Source organism: Pseudomonas sp. LB3P31 (genome assembly GCF_054897945.1).
The window spans coordinates 4,177,247-4,197,064 of the sequence record NZ_CM142710.1 but is presented as its reverse complement, the minus strand read 5'-3'; the positions used below and the strand labels follow the sequence as shown (position 1 = coordinate 4,197,064).

The following is a 19,818-nucleotide window of genomic DNA, read 5'->3' as shown; positions in this document are numbered from 1 at the left end:
ATGACGCCATCGCGAGCAAGCTTTGCTCCCACAGGTTCTGCCATAGCTACCCCCCATAGGTTTTCCACAGGCTCTAGTGGTAGCCATCTTCGTGGGTGACCTTGCCGCGGAACACGTAGTAGCTCCAGAAGGTGTAGCCCAGGATGAACGGGATGATGAACAGCGTACCTACCAGCATGAAGCCCTGGCTTTGCGGCGGTGCAGCAGCATCCCAGATCGAGATCGACGGAGGCACGATGTTCGGCCACAGGCTGATCCCAAGACCGCTGTAGCCGAGGAAGATCAGCACCAGCGTCAGCAGGAACGGCATGTAGTTGGCATTGCGCGCCACGGCACGGATCAATCCGTACATCGTCACCAGTACCAGGATCGGCACTGGCATGAACCAGAACAGGTTCGGCAGGGTGAACCAGCGCGAGGCGATCTCAGGATGCGCCAGCGGAGTCCAGATGCTGACGATACCAATCACTGCCAGCAATACGAAAGCCAGGGGCCGCGCGAGGTTGTGCATCTGCTCCTGCAACTTGCCCTCGGTTTTCATGATCAGCCACGTGCAACCGAGCAAGGCATACGCCACCACCAGCGCTGCGCCGCAGAACAGGGTGAATGGTGTCAGCCAGTCCAGCGAGCCCCCGGCAAATTGCCGGTTGACTACTGGCAGGCCGTCAATGAACGCACCCAGCGCTACGCCTTGGAAGAACGTCGCGACAAGCGAGCCGCCAATGAACGCCTTGTCCCACAGGTGACGCTTGTGATCCTTGGCCTTGAAGCGGAATTCGAACGCCACTCCGCGAAAGATCAGCCCCATCAACATGAAGATCAGCGGCAGGTACAACGCCGATAGCACTACCGAATAAGCCAGCGGGAACGCGCCAAACAGCGCCGCCCCGCCCAGCACCAGCCAGGTTTCGTTACCATCCCAGACTGGCGCGACGGTGTTCATCATCACGTCGCGGTCGGTTTTGCCCGGGATGAACGGGAAGAGGATGCCGATGCCCAGATCGAAGCCGTCCATGACCACGTACATCATGATGCCGAAGATGATGATCACGGCCCAGATCAGCGGAAGATCAATACCCATGACTCAAATCTCCTTGGTCAGGCTGTGGTCGTTGTCAGCACCGTCATCGGCTGCGGACAGCGGACGGGCCGGCGTGCGTTTTTTGCCCGGACCACCGTCATTGGTTTCCTTGCCTTCGTCGATCTTCGGTCCTTTGCGTACCAGGCGCATCATGTAACCAAGACCGGCACCGAACAGGGCGAAATACACCACGACGAACATGATCAGGGTAATGCTCATCTGCATGACGCTGTGGTTGGAGGACGCATCTGCCGTGCGCATCAGGCCATAGACCACCCACGGCTGGCGGCCGATTTCAGTGGTGAACCAGCCCGCCAGGATCGCGATTAGGCCAGATGGCCCCATCCACAGTGCCAGGTAGAGGAACGGACGCGAGGTATACAGCCTGTCGCGTTTGCGCAGCCACAGGCTCCACAGTCCGGTGAAGATCATCAGGAAACCCAGGCCGACCATGATCCGGAACGACCAGAAGACGATGGTCGAGTTCGGCCGGTCTTCCGGTGGGAAGTCCTTGAGTGCCGGGACCTGCTTGTCCAGCGAGTGCGTGAGGATCAGGCTGCCCAGGTACGGAATCTCCACCGCATACTTGGTCTTCTCTTCTTTCATGTCCGGCCAGCCGAACAGGATCAACGGAGTCGGTTCATCGCCGACATTTTCCCAATGGCCTTCGATCGCGGCGATTTTCGCCGGCTGATGTTCAAGCGTGTTGAGACCGTGGAAGTCACCGATGACGGCCTGGATCGGCGCAACAATCAAGGCCATCCACATGGCCATCGACAGCATGGTGCGAATGGCCGGGTTGTCCTTGCCGCGCAGCAAATGCCAGGCCGCGGACGAGCCGACGAAAAATGCCGTGGCGACGAACGCTGCCGTGGCCATGTGCGCCAGGCGGTACGGGAATGATGGGTTGAAGATGATCGCAAACCAGTCGGTTGGAATCACCTGCCCGTTGACGATCTCAAAGCCTTGCGGAGTCTGCATCCAGCTATTGGAGGCGAGAATCCAGAAAGTCGAGATCAGCGTGCCGATGGCTACCATCACGGTCGAGAAGAAGTGCAGGTTGCGCCCGACCTTGTTCCAGCCGAACAGCATCACACCCAGGAAACCGGCTTCGAGGAAGAAAGCTGTAAGCACTTCATAGGTCAGCAGCGGCCCGGTGACGGAACCGGCGAAGTCCGAGAAGCGGCTCCAGTTGGTGCCGAACTGATAGGCCATGACCAGCCCGGAAACCACGCCCATGCCGAAGTTGACGGCAAAAATCTTTGACCAGAAGTGGTACAGATCGCGATAGGTGTCGTTGTTGGTTTTCAGCCACAAGCCTTCGAGCACCGCAAGGTAACTTGCCAGGCCGATGGTGATGGCCGGGAACAGGATGTGGAATGAGATGGTGAACGCGAACTGAATTCGGGCGAGATCAAGCGCCTCCAAACCGAACATAAGTCTTCCTCTGTCAGGTAATTCCGGCTGAAGGCCTGCGGCCTGCACCCACTGCCCCCACGGATATGGAGTGTGGCGAATTCAAATTCGTTCTTTTTTTACCTGCACCACAGCGTAGGGAGTCTGGCCATCTGGCCGCCGGATCATTTCCACGGAGGGTTTTGATCTGGATCAAGCATAAGGGAAAGAGTAGTCCCATTTCTGGCGATGGCCGGTGTGGTCTTTTGCCGCGTGACAGGTTGCCTCATAGATCTCGCAACCAGCCGTAACATATTCCCTGTGGGAGCGGGCTTGCTCGCGAAAGCGGTCTGCCTGATACATTTTTGCTGGATGTGCCGACGCCTTCGCGAGCAAGCCCGCTCCCACAGGGGGACGGCGGCATTCTTGAGATCGGTGTTTAGCTAACTAAAATTTCCCGGCTTGTAACTTCTGGTTACAGCTTGGTGATAATCTCGGACTTCCCTCGCTCAAGATCTGTCTCCAGATGCCCAGCCAAGCGCCTTTGCTGTTACGTCACCATCGCCCCTTCATCGCGTTCTGGCTGGCTCGGGTATTTACCGCCAGTGGCTTCCAGATGCTCACCGTAGCCATCGGCTGGAATCTGTACCAACTGACCGGGAACGTGCTGGACCTGGGTCTGGTGGGGCTGGTGGAATTTGCCCCGCGTGTGCTGTTCATGCTGCACACCGGACACGTAGCTGACCGCTATGACCGGCGCAAGGTCGCGGCCATTTGCCAGTCGCTGCAGGCATTGATTGCCCTGGCCCTGGCCATCGGCAGCGCGACCGAGCATGTCACCCGGGAAATGATCTTCATCCTCGCGTTCCTGCTGGGGGCTGCGCGTTCCTTCGAGATGCCCACCACCCAAGCCTTGCTGCCTGGCATCGTGCCCAGCGCGCTGTTTCCCCGCGCGGTGGCCGCCGCCCAGTCGGCGCAACAATCGGCGACCATCGTCGCCCCTGCGTTGGGCGGTCTGCTGTATGCCTTCGGCAGTGTGTGGGTTTATGGCCCCACGGTCATTCTGTACATCATTGCCTGCTGCCTCATGCTCAACCTGCCGGCCCGGCAGACTCCTCTGAACAAAGGCAAGGCCACGTTGGACTCGTTGCTGGCGGGCATTCGTTTCATTCGCAGCCGACCGGACATCCTCGGGGCGATTTCCTTGGACCTGTTTGCCGTGCTGCTCGGCGGCGCGACCGCCCTGCTGCCGGTGTTTGCCAAGGACATTCTGTTGACCGGCTCCTGGGGCCTGGGGCTGTTGCGATCGGCCCCGGCGGTGGGCGCCTTACTCATGTCCCTGTGGCTCGCGCGGTTTTCCGTGGATCGCCAGGTCGGCCGGGTCATGTTCACGGCGGTGGGCGTGTTCGGCGTCGCAACCATTGCCTTCGGCCTGTCGACCTCATTCTGGTTTTCCCTCGCCGTACTGGTGGTGCTGGGCGCCGCGGACATGATCAGCATGGTCATCCGGGCCTCCTTCGTGCAGCTGGAAACTCCGGATGAAATGCGCGGCCGGGTCAGCGCCGTGAACGGCTTGTTCATCGGCGCTTCGAACCAACTGGGCGAGTTCGAATCCGGCCTGACCGCTCACTGGTTCGGCACCTTCCGGCGGTGGTCATGGGCGGTATCGGCACGCTAGTCGTGACCGGGGTCTGGATCAAACTGTTCCCGACCCTGGCCAACCGCGACCGCATGCATGTCCCGGCGGAAGAAGCCAAGGCTTAAAGCAGCTTGTCGAGAGTGATGGGAAAGTCCCGCACCCTTTTACCCGTGGCGTGATAAATCGCATTGGCCACTGCGGCCGCGACACCCACGATGCCGATCTCACCCACGCCTTTCGAACCCAGGGCGTTGACGATCTCGTCGTGTTCTTCCACGAACAGCACGTCGATGTCGCCGATGTCGGCGTTCACCGGGATGTGATACTCGGCGAGGCTGTGGTTCATGTGCCGACCGAGTGCATGATCGGTTTGGGTTTCCTCGTGCAGCGCCATGCCGATGCCCCAGACCACGCCGCCGAGAATCTGGCTGCGGGCCATTTTCGGGTTCACGACACGCCCAGCTGCGATGGCACTGACTACACGATTGACCTTCACCGTGCCCAGATCTTCATCGACCAACACCTCGACAAACACTGCCGAGTGCGTGGCGGTGGCGTAGGCATCACGTTTCTTGTCGGGCTCGGCGTCCACCTGAATCTCCAGGTTCACTTCACCGCTGCCACGGACCAGCTCAGCCAGGGACACCCGCGACTCGGCAAAACTCAGCTGTCCGTCTTCGAAAATCGCTTGCTCCGAGGTGACGGCGGCGAATCCCGGATGAGTCTGCCGCGCCACCGCCAACAGTTTTTCTTTCAATGCTTCGCAGGCCTGCTGAACAGCGGTGCCGACCGAGGACACGGTAAACGAACCGCCCTGCAGCGGCGCGGTGGGCAGCGAAGAATCGCCGAGGACAAAAGTGACGTCCTGCACGCACACGCCTGACGCCTGGGCGGCAATCTGCGTCATCACCGTGTAGGTGCCGGTGCCGATATCGGTCGTTGCGCTGCTGACCGTCAGCTTGCCCTCATGGTCGAGACTGGCCTTGGCACTGGCCTTCATCTGCAGGGCCTCCCAGACACCCCCCGCCATGCCCCAGCCGACCAATTGCCGATCATGGCGCATGCTGCGCGGTTCAGGGTTGCGCCTGCTCCATCCAAAACGTTCGGCGCCCTGCTGGTAACAAGCCCGCAGCTCTTTGCTGGAGTACGGCTTGTCTTCATTCTGGTTGCGCTCTGAATAATTGATCAGGCGCAGCTGCACCGGGTCGATCGCCAGCGCGCAGGCCAGTTCGTCCATGGCGCACTCCAGGCCGATCAAGCCAAGCGCGGCGCCCGGGGCGCGCATGTCCAGCGGCGTGAACACGTCCAGCGGCACCAGCTTGTAGGTGAGTTGCACGTTATCGCAGTGGTACAACATACCGCTCCATTCCACGACATGTTCGGTGAAGTCTTCAAAGCGCGAGGTCTGGCCGATCGCAGTGTGGCCCAGCGCCAGCAAACGACCGTTGGCCGCCGCACCCAGCTGCAGACGTTGCAGGGTGCGAGGTCGGTAACCAAAGGTGAACATCTGCTGACGGGTCAGGGTTACGCGCACCGAACGCTTGAGCTTGAGTGCAGCCATCACCGCAAGTGGCAATTGATACTGCGGACGCAGTCCCGAACCAAACGCGCCGCCGACAAAGGCCGCGAAAATTCTGACCTGCTCTTTCTCCAGGCCAAAGACTTTCTGCACGTAGGACTGACAGTTCTGCGGCCCCTGGGTTTTGTCATGAATGTGCAAGCTGCCATCGGGCTGGTAGAGCACCGTGCTGGCGTGTGGCTCCATCGGATTGTGATGTTCAATCGGGGTGCTGTAGTTCAAATCGAGGCTCAGCGCCGCTCCAGCGAGCTCCGCCTGAAAATTCCCACGGGGTTTAGGCAGTTCGGCGGGCGCCGGATGAGCTTCGTCCTGCATCGACAGGAGATCGGTCTGATGCGCGTCGCTTGCATATTCGATGCGCACCAGCGATCCAGCATGCCGCGCCAGCTCCAGATTGTCGGCCACCACCAGCGCCAGCGGTTGGCCGCTGTACAGCACGCGATCATTGTAAAGCGGACGAAACGGCGAGCCCTCGGCTGAGTCGGCGTCGTCGTAATCCTTGTCGTAGCTGGCGATCTGCGGCCGATTCGTATGATCGATTACCGCGACAACACCCGGCAGTGCCAGCGCCGCCGAGGCATCCATGCTGAGCACTCGTCCGCTGGCGATGGTGCTGGACACTACGCTGCCATGCAGCAGGCCCTGCTCGGGAAACTCGCCGGCGTAGCGCGCCTGCCCGGTCACCTTGAGGTGGCCGTCAACACGATCCAGCGGCTGGCCCATGGGTTGGGTGAAGGTATTCATCAGGCTTGCCCTCCCAGCGCGGCATCACTCAACGCACGGATGATTGCCCGGCGCGCCAGTTTGACTTTGAATGCGTTGTGTTGAAGCGGTTCGGCGTTTTGCAGCAACGCATCGGCGGCAGCGGTGAAGGTTTCGCGGCTGACGGTCTTGCCCACCAGGGCGTTTTCCACTGCCTTGTCGCGCCACGGCTTGTGCGCCACACCGCCCAGCACCAGGCGTGCGTCACGAATGAGCGGCCCGTCCATGTCGAGCGCCGCGGCCACCGATACCAGCGCGAAGGCATAAGAGGCGCGGTCGCGGATCTTCAGGTAATGGCTGGATTCGGCGAAACCATTGGCGGGCAATTCGATGGCTGTGATCAACTCATCGTCGGCCAATTGATTGTCACGCTCCGGCGCATCACCGGGCAGTCGGTGAAAATCGGCAAACTCAATGGTTCGCGCGCCACCACGACCTTGCACGTGAACCACCGCTTCGAGTGCTGCCAAAGCCACGCACATGTCCGAGGGATGGGTGGCGACGCACTGCGCGCTGGCGCCGAAGATCGCATGGATACGGTTCAAGCCGTCCCGCGCCGGACAGCCGCTGCCTGGTTCGCGCTTGTTGCAAGGCACGCTGGCATCGTAGAAGTAATAACAGCGGGTACGTTGCAGCAGGTTGCCACCGGTACTGGCCATGTTGCGCAGCTGCGGCGATGCTCCGGCCAGGATTGCCTGGGATAACAGCGGGTAACGCTGCTCGATCAATGGGTGCCAGGCCAGGTCGGCATTGCTGACCAGCGCGCCGATCAGCAGGCCGCCGCTGTCCGTCTCGCGAACTTCACGCAGTGGCAAGCCGGTGATGTCGATCAGGTGCTCGGGGCGCGTGAGGTTTTCCTTCATCAGGTCCAGCAGGTTAGTGCCACCGGCGATGAAGCGTGATGCGGGGCCTGCAAGATGAACAGCGTCCTGCACAGACGCGGGTTTGCTGTAATGAAAGGGATTCATTGAACACCGCCTTGCGCGACTTTATCGCCGCAGGCAGGCAAGGCATCTTCGATCGCATCGCAGATATTGCTGTAGGCGCCGCAACGACACAGGTTGCCGCTCATCAGCTCCTTGATCTCGGCGGTTGTGCTGGCCCGACCCTCGTTGGCCAGGCCCACTGCCGAGCAGATCTGCCCCGGCGTGCAGTAGCCGCACTGGAAAGCATCGTGCTTGATAAAGGCCTGCTGCATCGGATGCAATTGATTGCCGTCGGCCAGGCCCTCGATGGTGATGAGCTCGGCTCCATCGCACATCACTGCAAGGGTCAGACAGGCATTCACCCGCTTGCCGTTGAGCAATACCGTACAGGCACCGCACTGACCGTGGTCACAGCCTTTTTTTGTACCGATCAGGTCCAGTTGTTCCCGCAGCAGATCCAGCAAGGTGGTCCAGGGCAGGACGCCCAGTTGCCGCGCCTGACCATTGAGCGTCAGGCTCAGTGGATGGCGGACGAATGACGCTGGCGCAGCGTCGTTGATGATCGCGCTCATGTACACCTCACGGTTGGTCGACTATTGCGGCGTTTTCGCAAACCGCCGTCATAAGGGGTACGACTTCGCAGGGTGTGCAGCGTTCAAGGGGATTGATCTGTGGTATCAGACCAGCATTTCTGAGGCCAACGCCGTGCGCGTGGCCTTGCCGCAGAGCTGCTCCACCAGGGCCAGGGCAAATGCCAGCGCAGCCCCGGAACCTTGAGCGGTGATGCAATTGCCGTCGACCACCACCGGCTGATCGACGAAATTGCAGCCCGAGAGCTGCTGGCTGACCGTGGGCAGGCAAGTCATGCGCCGCTGACGCAAAACGCCAAAGGCCTGCAGCGCCAGCGCCGGAGACTCGGCAATGGCGGCAAACAGTTGACCGGCTGCAGCCTGATCCTTGATCAATTGTTGCAGAGGTTGATGGGCCGCCAGGTGTAGCGCCCCGACCGCACCACCGGGCAGGACGATCAGGTCGAACGGCTGGGCGAGCAGGTCCACCAGCATTGCATCGGCGGTCAGTCGAGTACCGCGGGCGCAAGTGAGCATGCGCCGGCCTTCAATGCTCGCCACGACCACTTCAACCTGGGCGCGGCGCAGCACATCGATCAGGGTCACGGTTTGCAGGTCATCGATGCCCTCGGCGAGGGTAATCAGGGCTCTAAAGGTCATGGGTGCGTTCCGTGGAATGATCTTTAGAGCGTAGTCAGCTTTGCCGGCTCTTGTTCGAGCGGGCAGTTACTTGATGTAAAGCTGGGTCGACAGTGTGTTGCCCGGCGCGTTGATCGAGGTGTTGCTGAAGGTAAAGGTGCCCTCCTGCTTGCCTGCCAGGTCGAAGACATAGAGGTAGCCGACGGTTTTTTTGCCGACCGAGCACTCCGTCAGGTTGCCATTATCAAAGGCGCAGATCGGGGTCCGGGTGCCGTTGACCTCAAAACCGTCCAGACCAACACGCGCACTGCGGCCGTAGCCGACTTCCAGTACATACACCTTGATATTCGGGCCTGCGTGATTACAGCGAGTCTGTTCCTGGCCCGCAGCAATGTCCTCGAAGCCGCACGCCGGCGATTCGACCTTGAGCACCTTGACCTGGCTCAGCGCTGGCGCCGACGCCGCTGACGCCAGCCCCGCCAGCAGTGCGATACCCATCGCCAACCCTCCAGCCAGAAGCTTCTTCATGCAAGTCCCATGTCACCCCAAAAACCAGCGCGCAGTATGGCGCACTTGGCTTTAACGCAAAACATCGACGACGATCTCAGCCATAAGCAGCCACAGCCCCACGCTGCTGGTATGATGCGCGGCTTTTTCCGACCCACAGAAAATTGCCGGGCCCGTTTCGCGGTCTGTGCTTTGCTGTTGAGGTCGATACATTCACGGCGCCGGGCGCGCCACGGGGAGCAGACATGCTGGAAAGGCTGTTTCAACTCAAGGCACACAACACCAACGTATGGACCGAGATTCTTGCGGGCATCACGACCTTCCTGGCCATGGCCTACATTCTGTTCGTCAACCCGAGCATTCTCGGCGAGACCGGCATGGACAAAGGCGCGGTGTTCGTCGCCACCTGTCTGGCAGCAGCCATTGGCTCGACGGTGATGGGCCTGATCGCCAACTACCCGATCGCTCTGGCACCGGGCATGGGCCTGAACGCCTTCTTCACCTACACCGTCGTCCTGCACATGGGCCATACCTGGCAGGTAGCGCTGGGTGCGGTATTCATCTCGGCTGTGCTGTTCTTCCTGCTGTCGATCTTCCGCATCCGCGAATGGATCATCAACAGCATCCCGCTGCCACTGCGCTCAGCGATTGCAGCCGGTATCGGCCTGTTCCTGGCATTGATTGCCCTGCACAACGCCGGCATCGTGGTCAGCAACCCGGCGACCATGGTCGGCCTTGGGGACCTGAAGCAACCGGCACCGATTCTCGCGACCCTCGGCTTCGCGCTGATCGTCGCCCTTGAAGCCATGAAAATACGCGGTGCGGTGCTGATCGGCATTCTTGTAGTGACCATCGCCTCCATCGCCCTGGGCTTCACTCCGTTCGGTGGCGTGATGTCGATGCCGCCATCCCTGGCGCCGACTTTCCTGCAGCTGGACATCAAAGGCGCGCTGGACATCGGCCTGGTCAGCGTTATCTTTGCTTTCCTGTTCGTCGACCTGTTCGACAACTCCGGCACCCTGATCGGTGTCGCCAAGCGTGCCGGCCTGATGGGCAAAGACGGCCACATGCCGAAAATGGGCCGTGCGCTCATTGCCGACAGCACCGCAGCCATGGCCGGTTCGCTGCTGGGTACTTCGACCACTACCAGCTACATCGAGTCCGCAGCCGGCGTGAGCGCCGGTGGCCGCACGGGACTGACCGCAGTAGTAGTGGCGATCCTGTTCCTTCTGGCGCTGTTCTTCTCGCCACTGGCCGCCAGCGTTCCGGCGTTCGCGACCGCCCCTGCACTGCTGTTCGTCGCAGTGTTGATGACTTCCGGCCTGGCCGAAATAGACTGGGATGACATCACCGTAGCGGCACCGGTAGTGGTCACCGCCCTGGCCATGCCGTTCACTTATTCCATCGCCAACGGCATCGCCTTCGGTTTCATCTCCTGGACCGCGATCAAGTTGCTGTCCGGCCGCGCCCGTGAGCTGAACCCGGCGCTGGTGATTCTGTCGATTCTGTTCGTGATCAAGTTGGGTTGGTTTAACGCATGACTTTTGATTCCCAGGCCTACGCCGCTCAGCTCGAAGACAAGGTCACGCGCCTGCGTGACCTGCTGGCCCCATTCGATGCGCCGGAGCCGACCGTGTTCGACTCGCCGCTGCAGAATTTCCGCCTGCGTGCCGAATTCCGCTTGTGGCGCGAAGGCGGCGAGCGTCATTACGCAATGTTTTCCCAGGAAGACAAACGCACGCCGATCCTGATTGAGCAATTCCCGATCGCCAGCCTGCGCATCAATCAGCTGATGCCGCAGCTCAAGGCCGCCTGGCAAGCAAGCGCGGCGCTGAGCAACAAGCTGTTCCAGGTGGAATTTCTGACCACCCTGGCCGGCGACGCGATGATCACCCTGTGTTATCACCGCCCGCTGGACGAGCACTGGCACGCGGCCGCGTCGGAGCTGGCAGCGGACCTGAATGTCAGCGTGATTGGCCGCTCAAAGGGCAAACGCGAAGTCATCGGTCAGGATTACGTGGTGGAGAAGCTTGAAGTGGGCGGTCGCACCTTCAGCTACCGGCAACCGGAAGGCGCCTTCACTCAGCCCAATGGCACCGTGAACCAGAAGATGCTCAACTGGGCGTATGAATCCCTGGGGGATCGCCCGGATGATTTGCTCGAGCTGTATTGCGGCAACGGCAACTTCACCCTGCCGCTCGCGACCCGGGTGCGCAAGGCACTTGCCACCGAGATCAGCAAGTCCTCGGTTAATGCCGCGCTGAGCAACCTCAGCGAAAACGCTGTGGATAACGTCACTCTGGTGCGCCTGTCTGCCGAAGAGTTGACCGAAGCCCTGAACGAGGTCCGTCCGTTCCGCCGCCTGCAAGGCATCGACCTCAAGAGCTATGAATTCGGTAGCGTATTCGTCGACCCGCCCCGCGCCGGCATGGACCCGGACACTTGCGAGCTGACCCGGCGCTTCGACAACATCCTGTACATTTCCTGCAACCCGGAAACCCTGGCCGCCAACATCGCCCAGCTGCACGACACGCACCGCATCACCCGCTGTGCAATGTTCGACCAGTTCCCGTGGACTCACCACATGGAATCCGGCGTAATGCTGACCCGGCGCTGAGTGCTGTAGCCAGAAACAAGCAAAGCCGTCGTCATGACGGCTTTTTTGTGGGTGCTTACAACGCCACATCAACCTTGCGCGGACGCCCGCCCTTCTTGCCATTGGCCCGGGCTGCGGCGGATTTCGCCACGCTGCTTTGGCGACCATTGCGCGAAGCGACAACCGAAGAAGCCATGGCCATCAACGGCTTGCTGGCTGAAATCATTCCGGCAATCGACACCTGCAGATCCTTGCCCTCATGACACAGGGCAGTCCCCGAGAAACCGACAGTCAAGCCAACGAAATCGTCGACACTGAAATCATCGAATTCCGGGTAGTGCTTCACCGGCAGCAACACGCCGCTGCCGTCTTCGAAACTGACGGTCAGGCACGGCGCGTCAAAAGTCACCGCAGTCGCCTGTAGACAGTTTTTCAGGCGCAGTTGACCACGTTCGATAGCGTCGTCCAGCATCGCTTCGGTGACTGGTTGATCTACCAGTATTTTTGCCTTAATTGTTCTCATAGTTCGATCTCCACGCCCTCCGGTGCTCCGATCAGGGACAGCAGGGTCTTGTCATTCTGGGGCTCATACCGAGCCGATCCAATCATGTAGGTCGTGCTGGCGATGCTCTTCATCACCACGACTTCGCTGCTGTGCCAATCCCATAACTGATGATCAAGACAGGCAGTCTGCAATTTATTCCACCATATGCCACGTGCCCGGCGCAGGTGGGCGGGCTGCTTGAGCGCTTGGCGCAACCCTTCCAGTACTCCAACCGGCGGGCGACGTGAATGAGGGACTACCTCCCACAGCTCGACACTGTTATGCCAGAAGCTGAATCTGAATCGAGCGCTCCAGATCCCGGCGTTCACGTGGGCGTGCGGGGGACAGTGTTCGTCTCGCAGCATGATCACCAGCGAAAGCCCCTTGTAGCGACATACATTCATGTTAACCCATCCGTTAGGTTGCTGGGTCAGTTACTGACCCCATCCACAAAAATTTCGACGACCGGCGTTCTCAGCCGAATCGGGCGCCTGCGCTTTAGCCTAGCGCCTGCGTGCGCCATGAGCCCGTCAGCAAGCCTGCCAATAAGTAAGCAAACCTTTCGCCTCACGCCTTGATCGGTACAGAATCACCCTCACTTGATCCACGGTGTAATCAACCATGCAGCGACTCTTCGACGATCTTCAGCTTGGTAGCATCGAGCTGTTTTGCCTGGCTGCCGAGGCTGGAAGCTTTACTGCTGCGGCCCTGGTGGCTGGGGTGACGCCGGCGGCGGTGAGTCGCTCGGTGTCGCGCATGGAAGAGCGCCTTGGGGTGCGGTTGTTTGCGCGCACCACCCGCAGCGTCAAGCTGACTGATAGCGGTCGCAGGTATTACGAAGAATGCCGCCAGGCGCTGGCGCAATTGGCCGAGGCCCAGCGCGAGGTCATGGGCCAGCAGCAACAACCATAAGGCACGTTGCGCATCAGTATTCCGACCACCTATGCCCACCACCGCATCCTGCCGTTGCTGCCAGCTTTCAGGACGCGCTTTCCCCAGGTCAAAGTCGAGGTGCACATCAGCAACCGCAACATCGATTTCGTCGGCGAAGGTTATGACATGGCCATACGCGTGCGGGCGATCCCGGATTCAGGCCTGATCGCCCGCCAACTCGAAGACGCGCCCCTGGTGCTGATCGCCAGTCCCGACTACCTCAAGCGGGCAGGCGAGCCGCAGACCCTCGATGAACTCACTCGGCACGAATGCATTCAGTACGAATTGCCCAGCAGCGGCAGACGGATCGCCTGGCTGTTCAATGACGACGGCGTGCCAGTCGAAATCCTGGCCGAAGGCAGCCTCAGTTGCTCGGACGATGTGCTGGGCGGCGTGACTCTGGCAAAACACGCCGCGGGGTTGTTTCAGACCTATCGCTTTATCGTGGAAAAAGAGCTGGCCGACGGGTCGCTGGTGGAAGTGCTCAAGCCCTACGGCGGACGATCACGGCCCTTCACCCTGCTTTATCCGCAGAGTCGCCACGTGCCGCTTCGGTTGCGGGCATTTATCGATTTCCTGGTGGAACAGTTGCCGCGCTAAAAAACGTCCGATCACCGCACACAAAAGCCCGAATTGCCACCGCGTCAATTGACCAAGTTAATTTCGCCGAGGCCTGCAGGGTGTTCGCGTGGAACGCGTGATGCAGATGGGCGCTGGATGGCTGCGATCTTTTTATTATGGCTGGAGGTAGCGCAGAACCGACTCGCAGATCATCTCTCGATGACGTTGCTTGATCTTTTCATCCGGCAGGTCGATCTGGAAGATCTCGCCAAAGGTGTGGCGGTTCGACACTCGATAGAAGCAGAACGAACTCATCAGCAGATGCACGTCCAGCGGGTCCAGCCCCGCACGGAACACGCCCCCCTCGGCACCACGACGCAGAATGACACCCAGTGAGTCGAGCACGGTGGTGTTCATGGTCTTGATCGCATCGGAGCGCTTCACATACTCGGCGTTGTGAATGTTCTCGATGCAGACGATGCGCACGAAGTCGACGTTGCGGTCATGGTGGTCGAAGGTGAACTCCACCAGGCGCCGGATCGCTTCCACCGGTGGCAGTTCGGTCAGGTGCAGGCGGTTTTCAGTGGAGCGGATATCGCCGTACAACTTCTCCAGTACCTCGACGTAGAGCTGTTCCTTACTGCCGAAGTAGTAATAAATCATGCGCTTGGAGGTGTGGATGCGCTCGGCGATTGCATCGACCCGAGCGCCGGAAAGTCCCTGCTGGACGAACTCGACAATGGCTTCCTGAAGGATATTCTCGCGAGTCTTTTCCGGGTTGTTCTTGCGGCTCTTGCGCGGCTCGGCAACAGATTCGTCGGGCACTGCGGAGAGTTCTGAAGTTATCGTCATTGCGGGCTCACGGCCATCACTGCACAGGCGGCGATTATGGGCCGCGCCGCACAGCGAAGGAAGCCGCGCGGCAACGGATTGGCCTCGTGCTTACCAATTTCCTACAACTTCGCCTGACGGACCGCGCCGCTGCGTGATTTGGCCAGGGTTGCCGGCTGCAGGTTGAAGTCGGTGCCATGGACGTCGGCCTCCTGGTCCACCAGGTAAATCAGGCTGCCATCCGGCGCACCAGGCCTGGACCGCCAACATCTGGAGCCTGGTGATGGACTACACGCCCAAGCACATGATGAGTACGGTGTTTGGCTTTGGCGGCATGTGCGCCGCAATTGGCGGGATGTTCATGACCCAGTTGGTAGGCCACGCCGGCTCTGCTGCCACACGGCGGCCAGTCCGCTGCAGCAAATCACCGCAATCCCGACAATCGTGGTCAGGGTCGGGGTGTGGGAAAACAGCAGCCAGCCCAGCAACCCTGCAAAGACAATCTGGCAGTAACTGAACGGCGCCAGCAATGCCGGGGCCGCGTAGCGGAACGCCTGGGTCAGGAACAAGTGCGCGGTCATCCCGCAAGCCCCGAGCGCCACCATGAGCAAGCCATGGTTCAACGTGGGCATCTGCCAGAAGAACGGCACCAGCGCGCTCATCACCAGGGTGTTGCACAAACCGGCGAAGAAATTGCTCGTTGTCGGGCTGTCGATCTCGCTCAGTTTGCGGGTCAGCAATTGGTAGAAACAGAAAAACAGCGCCGAACATAAAGGCAGCAGCACTGCGGGGGTGAACAGTTCACCGCCGGGGTGAACGATGATCAACACGCCGATAAACCCGCAAATCACCGCGATCCATTGCCCGCGGGTCACGTGCTCGCGCAACAGCGGCACCGACAGCGCAGTCACCAGCACCGGGGCGAGGAAGTTGACCGCCGTGGCTTCAGCCAAGGGGATGTACTGCAGGCCGGTGGTGAAAAACAGACTGGTGCCCAACAAGCACAGGGCCCTGACCAGCTGGAGCATTGGCCGCTTGGTGCGCAGCACCCGCAGGCCCGACTGCGGCAGGAATATCCCCGCCATCAACAGGGTGTGCACCACGTAACGAGCCCACACCACCATGATGATTGGATAGAAACCCGACAGGTATTTCGACAAGGCGTCGTGACTGGAGAACAGAAAAGTCGCGACAACGATCAGCAAGATACCCTTGAAGGGATGGTTGACGCCGGAGAGCGGAGTGCTGATACGTGACGGCAAGGCGATGTTCTCTGAAAGGAATAACCAGCCAATTGATCAATATTTTAGAACCTTGTTCCATTTTTTCAAACAAGCAGGTCAAGAAAACGTGCGAATAGCGTACAGTTTTTCCATCCAGGCCATTGCACTCGTCTCGGACAATCAACCGTTGAACCATCAACAATTGACTCTCAACCATTAAAGAATTCCGAGGCCTGGCTGGCAGCCGAGAGTTCTTCGGTAAATTGCAACAGCAGTGACGCCAGCTCATGCAAGCGTGCCCCCGGCAATCGCGCGCTGGGACCGGCAATACTGAGCACGCCGATTACCCGCGAATCCAGCGGATGGCGCACCACTGCGGCAATGGCCGAAGTGCCCACCGCCGAACTCTCCTCGACCCAGGCGTAGCCCTGTTCGCGGCCCTCGCGCAATCGTTCCAATAGTTCAATGTTCGAGCGCGGCGCATTCGGCCCCGGGGCCGGTAGTGCCTCGCTGGACTGGCGCTCGACCAGGGCCAGGGCTTCGGCATCGGACAGGCTGGCTAGCCAGGCATGTCCCGAGGCGGTGTAGAACAGCGGTGCATCGCGTCCCATGTCAGGGTCGTAACGCAGGCCGGATCGCGCGCCCTGGGACTTGGCGATCCAGGTCAATCTCTCCCCGGAGATCACCCCCAGCCGCACCAGTTCGCCGGTTTCATGCGCCAGGCGATCGAGGACGGGCTGGACGATGTCACTGCCGCTGCAGGCCAGATAGTGAAAGCCCATAGCCACCAGCTTGGTCGACAGGTGATAGCGCAGGGTGTCCGGGTTCTGCCGGACGTAACCCAGGCGGATCAGCTCGGCGAGTAGGCGGTGCGTGGCGCTTTTGGGGATGCCCAACTGCTCGGCCAGCACCTGCATCGGCACACCTTGAGACTCACTGGTGAGACTTTCCAGCACGCTGAAGACACGTTCGATTTGACTGCCGGCCATTAGAGGTTCCACGTGAAAGGTTTTAGTAATTCTAAAAGACAATCGTCGAAATAAGAAATCTGGAACTGACTACCGTCTTACTTGGGCTTACATATTCACCGCACAAGTTTCTGCCGCTGGCGTTATTCATAGAAGCGGCGATTCCCGCCTTCATCAATCCATGTGAGAGCACCACTATGTTATGGAACAAGGCAAGACCCAGTGACAACGTCAACGACATACGCGAGGGCAAGGACGCCCGTAAATCCACAGGGGTAATACTCGGTGCCGGCCTGGCACTTTCGCTTGCAGGTGCCGGGGCTTATACAGTCCTGGGACCATCAACCGACGCACCCGCAGTGCAACCCGGCGCGGAGATACCGGCACCGGCCATCGACACCCCACTGCTATTCGTGAAGGCCATCCTGGGGGACACCGAAGACACCTGGAAACCACTCTTCGCCGAAACCGGCCGGGTCTATCCCGAACCCACATTGACCCTGTTCGGCAATGGGGTGAGTTCCGGTTGCGGTTACGTCGGCACCGGCGGCGGTCCGTTCTATTGCCCCGCGAACAAGCAGGTTTATCTTGATCTCGGGTTTTTTCAGGCCATGGCCGAACGCTACTCGGTGGAGGGTGATTTCGCCCAGGCCTACATCATTGCCCATGAAGTGGGACATCACGTGCAGATCGAGCTGGGACTCTCGCAGCCATTGGAAGACGCCTTGGCCCAGCGGCAGAAAGTCACTGGCAACAATGGCCTGGAAGTCCGCGGCGAACTGCAGGCTGACTGCCTGGCAGGGGTCTGGGCCCATCACGCGCAGCAACGCCTCGACTGGCTTGAGCCTGGAGATGTGGACGAGGCCCTGAATGCTGCCGCGACCTTTGGCGATGACTATTTGCAGCAGGCACAAAAAGGCCGCGTCGTCCCCGAGACGTTCAGTCATGGCACCTCCGAGCAACGCAAGCACTGGTTCAATCGGGGTTTTGAACAGGGCACAATCGGTAGCTGTGACACCTTCAGCGTCGACTTGCCCTGATACGCTTCGACCCGCGAATTCACTGATCTCTCCTCCCCCGTAGAACCGTCGCGCCACAAGGCTGTCAGACGACCGGACTGGCGCGGCTCCTGCACACCAGCAACACTCTTCACCACGCATCTTCATCAAGTAAGGAAAGAGGGCTCACCCATGCTATGGAAAAAAGGCCGACGCAGCGACAACGTAGTCGATGCCCGTGGAGATGATGTCGGCGGCGGTGGCGGCGGGATGCGCTTCGGCGGCGGCAAAGGGTTGAGCCTGACGGCGATTATCCTGATCGTCGGCATCGGCTGGATCACCGGCCAGGACCCCATGCAGATTCTCGGACAACTGACCGGGCAGATGAGCGAGCAGTCCGCACCGGCTACTACCCAGAGCCGCAAGGCGCCACCGGCCAACGACGAAGGCGCCGAGTTCGTGCGCTCGATCCTCGGTGATACCGAGGACACCTGGGGGCAGATTTTCCAGCAGGCCGGCAGGCAGTATAAAAACCCGACCCTGATACTGTTCAGCGGTCGGGTCAACTCTGCTTGCGGCATGGCCAGCTCGGCCACCGGGCCTTTCTATTGCCCGGCCGATCAGAAGGTCTACCTGGACACCAGTTTCTTCCAGGAGATGTCCCAACGCTTTTCCGCCGCCGGTGACTTCGCCCAAGCCTACGTGATCGCTCACGAAGTAGGCCATCACGTACAGACGCTGCTCGGTGTCTCGGCAAAAATCCAGGCCGCGCGCCAGCAAGGTCGGCAGATGGAAGGTGATGGCGGCTTGCTGGTTCGTCAGGAGCTGCAAGCCGATTGCCTGGCCGGTGTCTGGGCCAACAACGCGCAGCAGCGCCTGAACTGGCTCGAACCCGGTGACATCGAGGAAGCGCTGAATGCCGCCAATGCTATCGGCGATGACCGTCTGCAGCAGCGCGGGCAGGGTCGTGTGGTGCCAGACTCGTTCACTCACGGCACTTCGGCGCAACGGGTGCGCTGGTTCAAGACCGGGTTCGCCCAGGGCCAGATCAGCCAGTGCGACACCTTCGCCGCGAAAAGCCTGTAGATGAACAAGGGGTGGCTGGTCCTGTTGCTCATCTGCACCGGCACCCAGGCGGCCGAGCACGGTGTCCGGGAGGTCAGCCCCGGGCGCCTGCTGTTGCAAGAAGGCGAGATGGCAGTCGGCATCGGCTCGGCACCGGTCACCATCGAACGGGTCCTGATCATCCTCCACGGCCGCTTGCGCAATGCCGAGACCTATCGCGAAACCGCTGAGCGCGCGGCCGAGCAAGCGGGACAGGCCGCGACCACGCTGGTGATCGCACCGCAGTTCCTCAATGAAATCGATCTCGCGCTGCATCCGCAGCCCGACACGGTCTTGCGCTGGCAGGGTAATGAGTGGATGGCCGGTGGTTTATCCACAGCGCCATTTGCCCTGAGCTCGTACGGTGCGCTGGACGAGATCATCGGCCGGTTTGCTGATCGCCAGCAGTTTCCTGCGCTGAAGGAAGTGGTGGTTGCCGGACATTCTGGCGGTGCTCAGGTGGTTCAGCGGTATGCGCTGCTGAGTCACGATCAACCCGACCTCGCAGCCGCTGGAGTGCGGGTGCGCTACGTGGTTGCCAACCCGTCTTCCTATGCGTTTTTCGACGAGCGTCGGCCGGTAGCGTTCAGCCACGCCGGCTGCCCCGGATTTAATCGCTGGAAGTACGGGCTGGCGGATTTGCCTGCGTATGCGCAGGGACAGACGCCAGCGACTCTGGAGGCCAGCTACGTCAAACGTGACATCGTTTATCTGCTTGGCCAGCAGGACACCGATCCGAATCATCCGGCACTGGACAAGAGTTGCGAAGCGAAAGCCCAGGGAGCAAATCGCTTGGCGCGCGGGCGTAATTATTTCGAGTATCTGAAGCGCGACCATCCCCAGGGGCTGAATCAGCAACTGCTCGAGGTGCCCGGAGTTGGGCACGATGGCGACGGGATGTTCATGTCGCCCGAGGGGCGCACAGTGTTGTTTGGGCAGTAGGCCCTTTGGTGCTTGGGATAA

17 protein-coding genes and 3 pseudogenes are annotated in these 19,818 nt (G+C 60.4%); 8 read left to right on the top strand and 12 right to left on the bottom strand.

What is annotated here, in order from left to right; translation table 11 throughout:
• Nucleotides 1–73: 73 nt before the first annotated feature.
• Together cydB and ACYZTK_RS19065 are read right to left on the bottom strand one after the other, a co-directional pair.
• Nucleotides 74–1,081: a cytochrome d ubiquinol oxidase subunit II gene (gene cydB / locus ACYZTK_RS19070; RefSeq protein ID WP_462011264.1), complete on the bottom strand. Its 1,008-nt coding sequence runs from the start codon at nt 1,079–1,081 to the stop codon at nt 74–76.
• Nucleotides 1,082–1,084: 3 nt separating this feature from the next.
• A complete protein-coding gene (locus ACYZTK_RS19065; protein WP_462011263.1) occupies nt 1,085–2,518 on the bottom strand; it encodes a cytochrome ubiquinol oxidase subunit I in 1,434 nt (477 codons plus the stop codon).
• Between the two features lie 484 nt (nt 2,519–3,002).
• On the opposite strand from ACYZTK_RS19065, the pseudogene ACYZTK_RS19060 reads away from it, so the two are divergent.
• Nucleotides 3,003–4,240 (top strand): annotated as a pseudogene (locus tag ACYZTK_RS19060) (MFS transporter).
• On the opposite strand, the gene ACYZTK_RS19055 reads toward ACYZTK_RS19060, so the two are convergent.
• The 5 genes from ACYZTK_RS19055 to ACYZTK_RS19035 form a co-directional block, all read right to left on the bottom strand.
• On the bottom strand, nt 4,237–6,438 hold the full coding sequence (locus tag ACYZTK_RS19055) for a xanthine dehydrogenase family protein molybdopterin-binding subunit (RefSeq protein WP_462011262.1): 2,202 nt from the start codon (nt 6,436–6,438) through the stop codon (nt 4,237–4,239). The pseudogene ACYZTK_RS19060 and the gene ACYZTK_RS19055 overlap by 4 nt on opposite strands.
• Nucleotides 6,438–7,424 carry an FAD binding domain-containing protein gene (locus tag ACYZTK_RS19050; protein ID WP_462011261.1) on the bottom strand — a complete coding sequence of 329 codons (987 nt, stop codon included), beginning with the start codon at nt 7,422–7,424 and terminating at the stop codon, nt 6,438–6,440. The genes ACYZTK_RS19055 and ACYZTK_RS19050 overlap by 1 nt, the downstream gene beginning before the upstream one ends.
• Nucleotides 7,421–7,954 carry a (2Fe-2S)-binding protein gene (locus tag ACYZTK_RS19045; protein ID WP_462011260.1) on the bottom strand — a complete coding sequence of 178 codons (534 nt, stop codon included), beginning with the start codon at nt 7,952–7,954 and terminating at the stop codon, nt 7,421–7,423. Before ACYZTK_RS19045 ends, ACYZTK_RS19050 begins: the two co-directional genes overlap by 4 nt.
• A gap of 105 nt (nt 7,955–8,059) precedes the next feature.
• Nucleotides 8,060–8,611 carry a DJ-1 family glyoxalase III gene (locus ACYZTK_RS19040; RefSeq protein ID WP_462011259.1) on the bottom strand — a complete coding sequence of 184 codons (552 nt, stop codon included), beginning with the start codon at nt 8,609–8,611 and terminating at the stop codon, nt 8,060–8,062.
• Nucleotides 8,612–8,677: 66 nt separating this feature from the next.
• Complete coding sequence (locus tag ACYZTK_RS19035; protein ID WP_462011258.1) at nt 8,678–9,118, bottom strand: DUF4879 domain-containing protein; 441 nt, start codon at nt 9,116–9,118, stop codon at nt 8,678–8,680.
• A 224-nt stretch (nt 9,119–9,342) separates the two neighbouring features.
• Between ACYZTK_RS19035 and ACYZTK_RS19030 the strand changes: the two genes are divergently transcribed.
• Together ACYZTK_RS19030 and trmA are read left to right on the top strand one after the other, a co-directional pair.
• The gene (locus ACYZTK_RS19030) at nt 9,343–10,638 is read left to right on the top strand and encodes an NCS2 family permease (RefSeq protein WP_462011257.1); all 1,296 of its coding nucleotides are present in this window, start codon (nt 9,343–9,345) and stop codon (nt 10,636–10,638) included.
• Entirely contained in the window at nt 10,635–11,714 is a 1,080-nt protein-coding gene (trmA, locus tag ACYZTK_RS19025) for a tRNA (uridine(54)-C5)-methyltransferase TrmA (protein WP_462011256.1), read from the top strand. The genes ACYZTK_RS19030 and trmA overlap by 4 nt, the downstream gene beginning before the upstream one ends.
• 55 nt (nt 11,715–11,769) lie before the next feature.
• Here trmA and ACYZTK_RS19020 read toward each other — a convergent pair whose 3' ends face one another.
• Both ACYZTK_RS19020 and ACYZTK_RS19015 read right to left on the bottom strand, forming a co-directional pair.
• Entirely contained in the window at nt 11,770–12,216 is a 447-nt protein-coding gene (locus ACYZTK_RS19020; RefSeq protein WP_462011255.1) for a DUF2442 domain-containing protein, read from the bottom strand.
• Nucleotides 12,213–12,641, bottom strand: a complete 429-nt coding sequence (locus ACYZTK_RS19015; RefSeq protein ID WP_462011254.1) for a DUF4160 domain-containing protein — start codon at nt 12,639–12,641, stop codon at nt 12,213–12,215. Before ACYZTK_RS19015 ends, ACYZTK_RS19020 begins: the two co-directional genes overlap by 4 nt.
• Nucleotides 12,642–12,858: 217 nt before the next feature.
• Here ACYZTK_RS19015 and ACYZTK_RS19010 point away from each other — a divergent pair.
• Nucleotides 12,859–13,770: pseudogene (locus ACYZTK_RS19010) on the top strand (LysR family transcriptional regulator).
• 135 nt (nt 13,771–13,905) lie between these two features.
• On the opposite strand, the gene ACYZTK_RS19005 reads toward ACYZTK_RS19010, so the two are convergent.
• The gene (locus ACYZTK_RS19005; protein ID WP_462011253.1) at nt 13,906–14,583 is read right to left on the bottom strand and encodes a TetR/AcrR family transcriptional regulator; all 678 of its coding nucleotides are present in this window, start codon (nt 14,581–14,583) and stop codon (nt 13,906–13,908) included.
• 223 nt (nt 14,584–14,806) lie between these two features.
• Between ACYZTK_RS19005 and ACYZTK_RS19000 the strand changes: the two are divergent.
• A pseudogene (locus tag ACYZTK_RS19000) lies at nt 14,807–14,941 on the top strand (MFS transporter); the annotation flags it as partial.
• Here ACYZTK_RS19000 and ACYZTK_RS18995 read toward each other — a convergent pair.
• A complete protein-coding gene (locus ACYZTK_RS18995; RefSeq protein ID WP_462011252.1) occupies nt 14,922–15,824 on the bottom strand; it encodes a DMT family transporter in 903 nt (300 codons plus the stop codon). The pseudogene ACYZTK_RS19000 and the gene ACYZTK_RS18995 overlap by 20 nt on opposite strands.
• 170 nt (nt 15,825–15,994) lie before the next feature.
• Complete coding sequence (locus ACYZTK_RS18990) at nt 15,995–16,774, bottom strand: IclR family transcriptional regulator (protein WP_462011251.1); 780 nt, start codon at nt 16,772–16,774, stop codon at nt 15,995–15,997.
• 176 nt (nt 16,775–16,950) lie between these two features.
• Here ACYZTK_RS18990 and ypfJ (ACYZTK_RS18985) point away from each other — a divergent pair, with 176 nt between their 5' ends.
• The 3 genes from ypfJ (ACYZTK_RS18985) to ACYZTK_RS18975 all read left to right on the top strand — a co-directional run bounded on the left by ypfJ (ACYZTK_RS18985) (nt 16,951) and on the right by ACYZTK_RS18975 (nt 19,797).
• Nucleotides 16,951–17,793 carry a KPN_02809 family neutral zinc metallopeptidase gene (gene ypfJ / locus ACYZTK_RS18985; protein ID WP_462011250.1) on the top strand — a complete coding sequence of 281 codons (843 nt, stop codon included), beginning with the start codon at nt 16,951–16,953 and terminating at the stop codon, nt 17,791–17,793.
• Nucleotides 17,794–17,943: 150 nt separating this feature from the next.
• Nucleotides 17,944–18,837: a KPN_02809 family neutral zinc metallopeptidase gene (ypfJ, locus tag ACYZTK_RS18980; RefSeq protein WP_462011249.1), complete on the top strand. Its 894-nt coding sequence runs from the start codon at nt 17,944–17,946 to the stop codon at nt 18,835–18,837.
• The gene (locus ACYZTK_RS18975; RefSeq protein ID WP_462011248.1) at nt 18,838–19,797 is read left to right on the top strand and encodes an alpha/beta hydrolase; all 960 of its coding nucleotides are present in this window, start codon (nt 18,838–18,840) and stop codon (nt 19,795–19,797) included.
• Nucleotides 19,798–19,818: the final 21 nt, after the last annotated feature.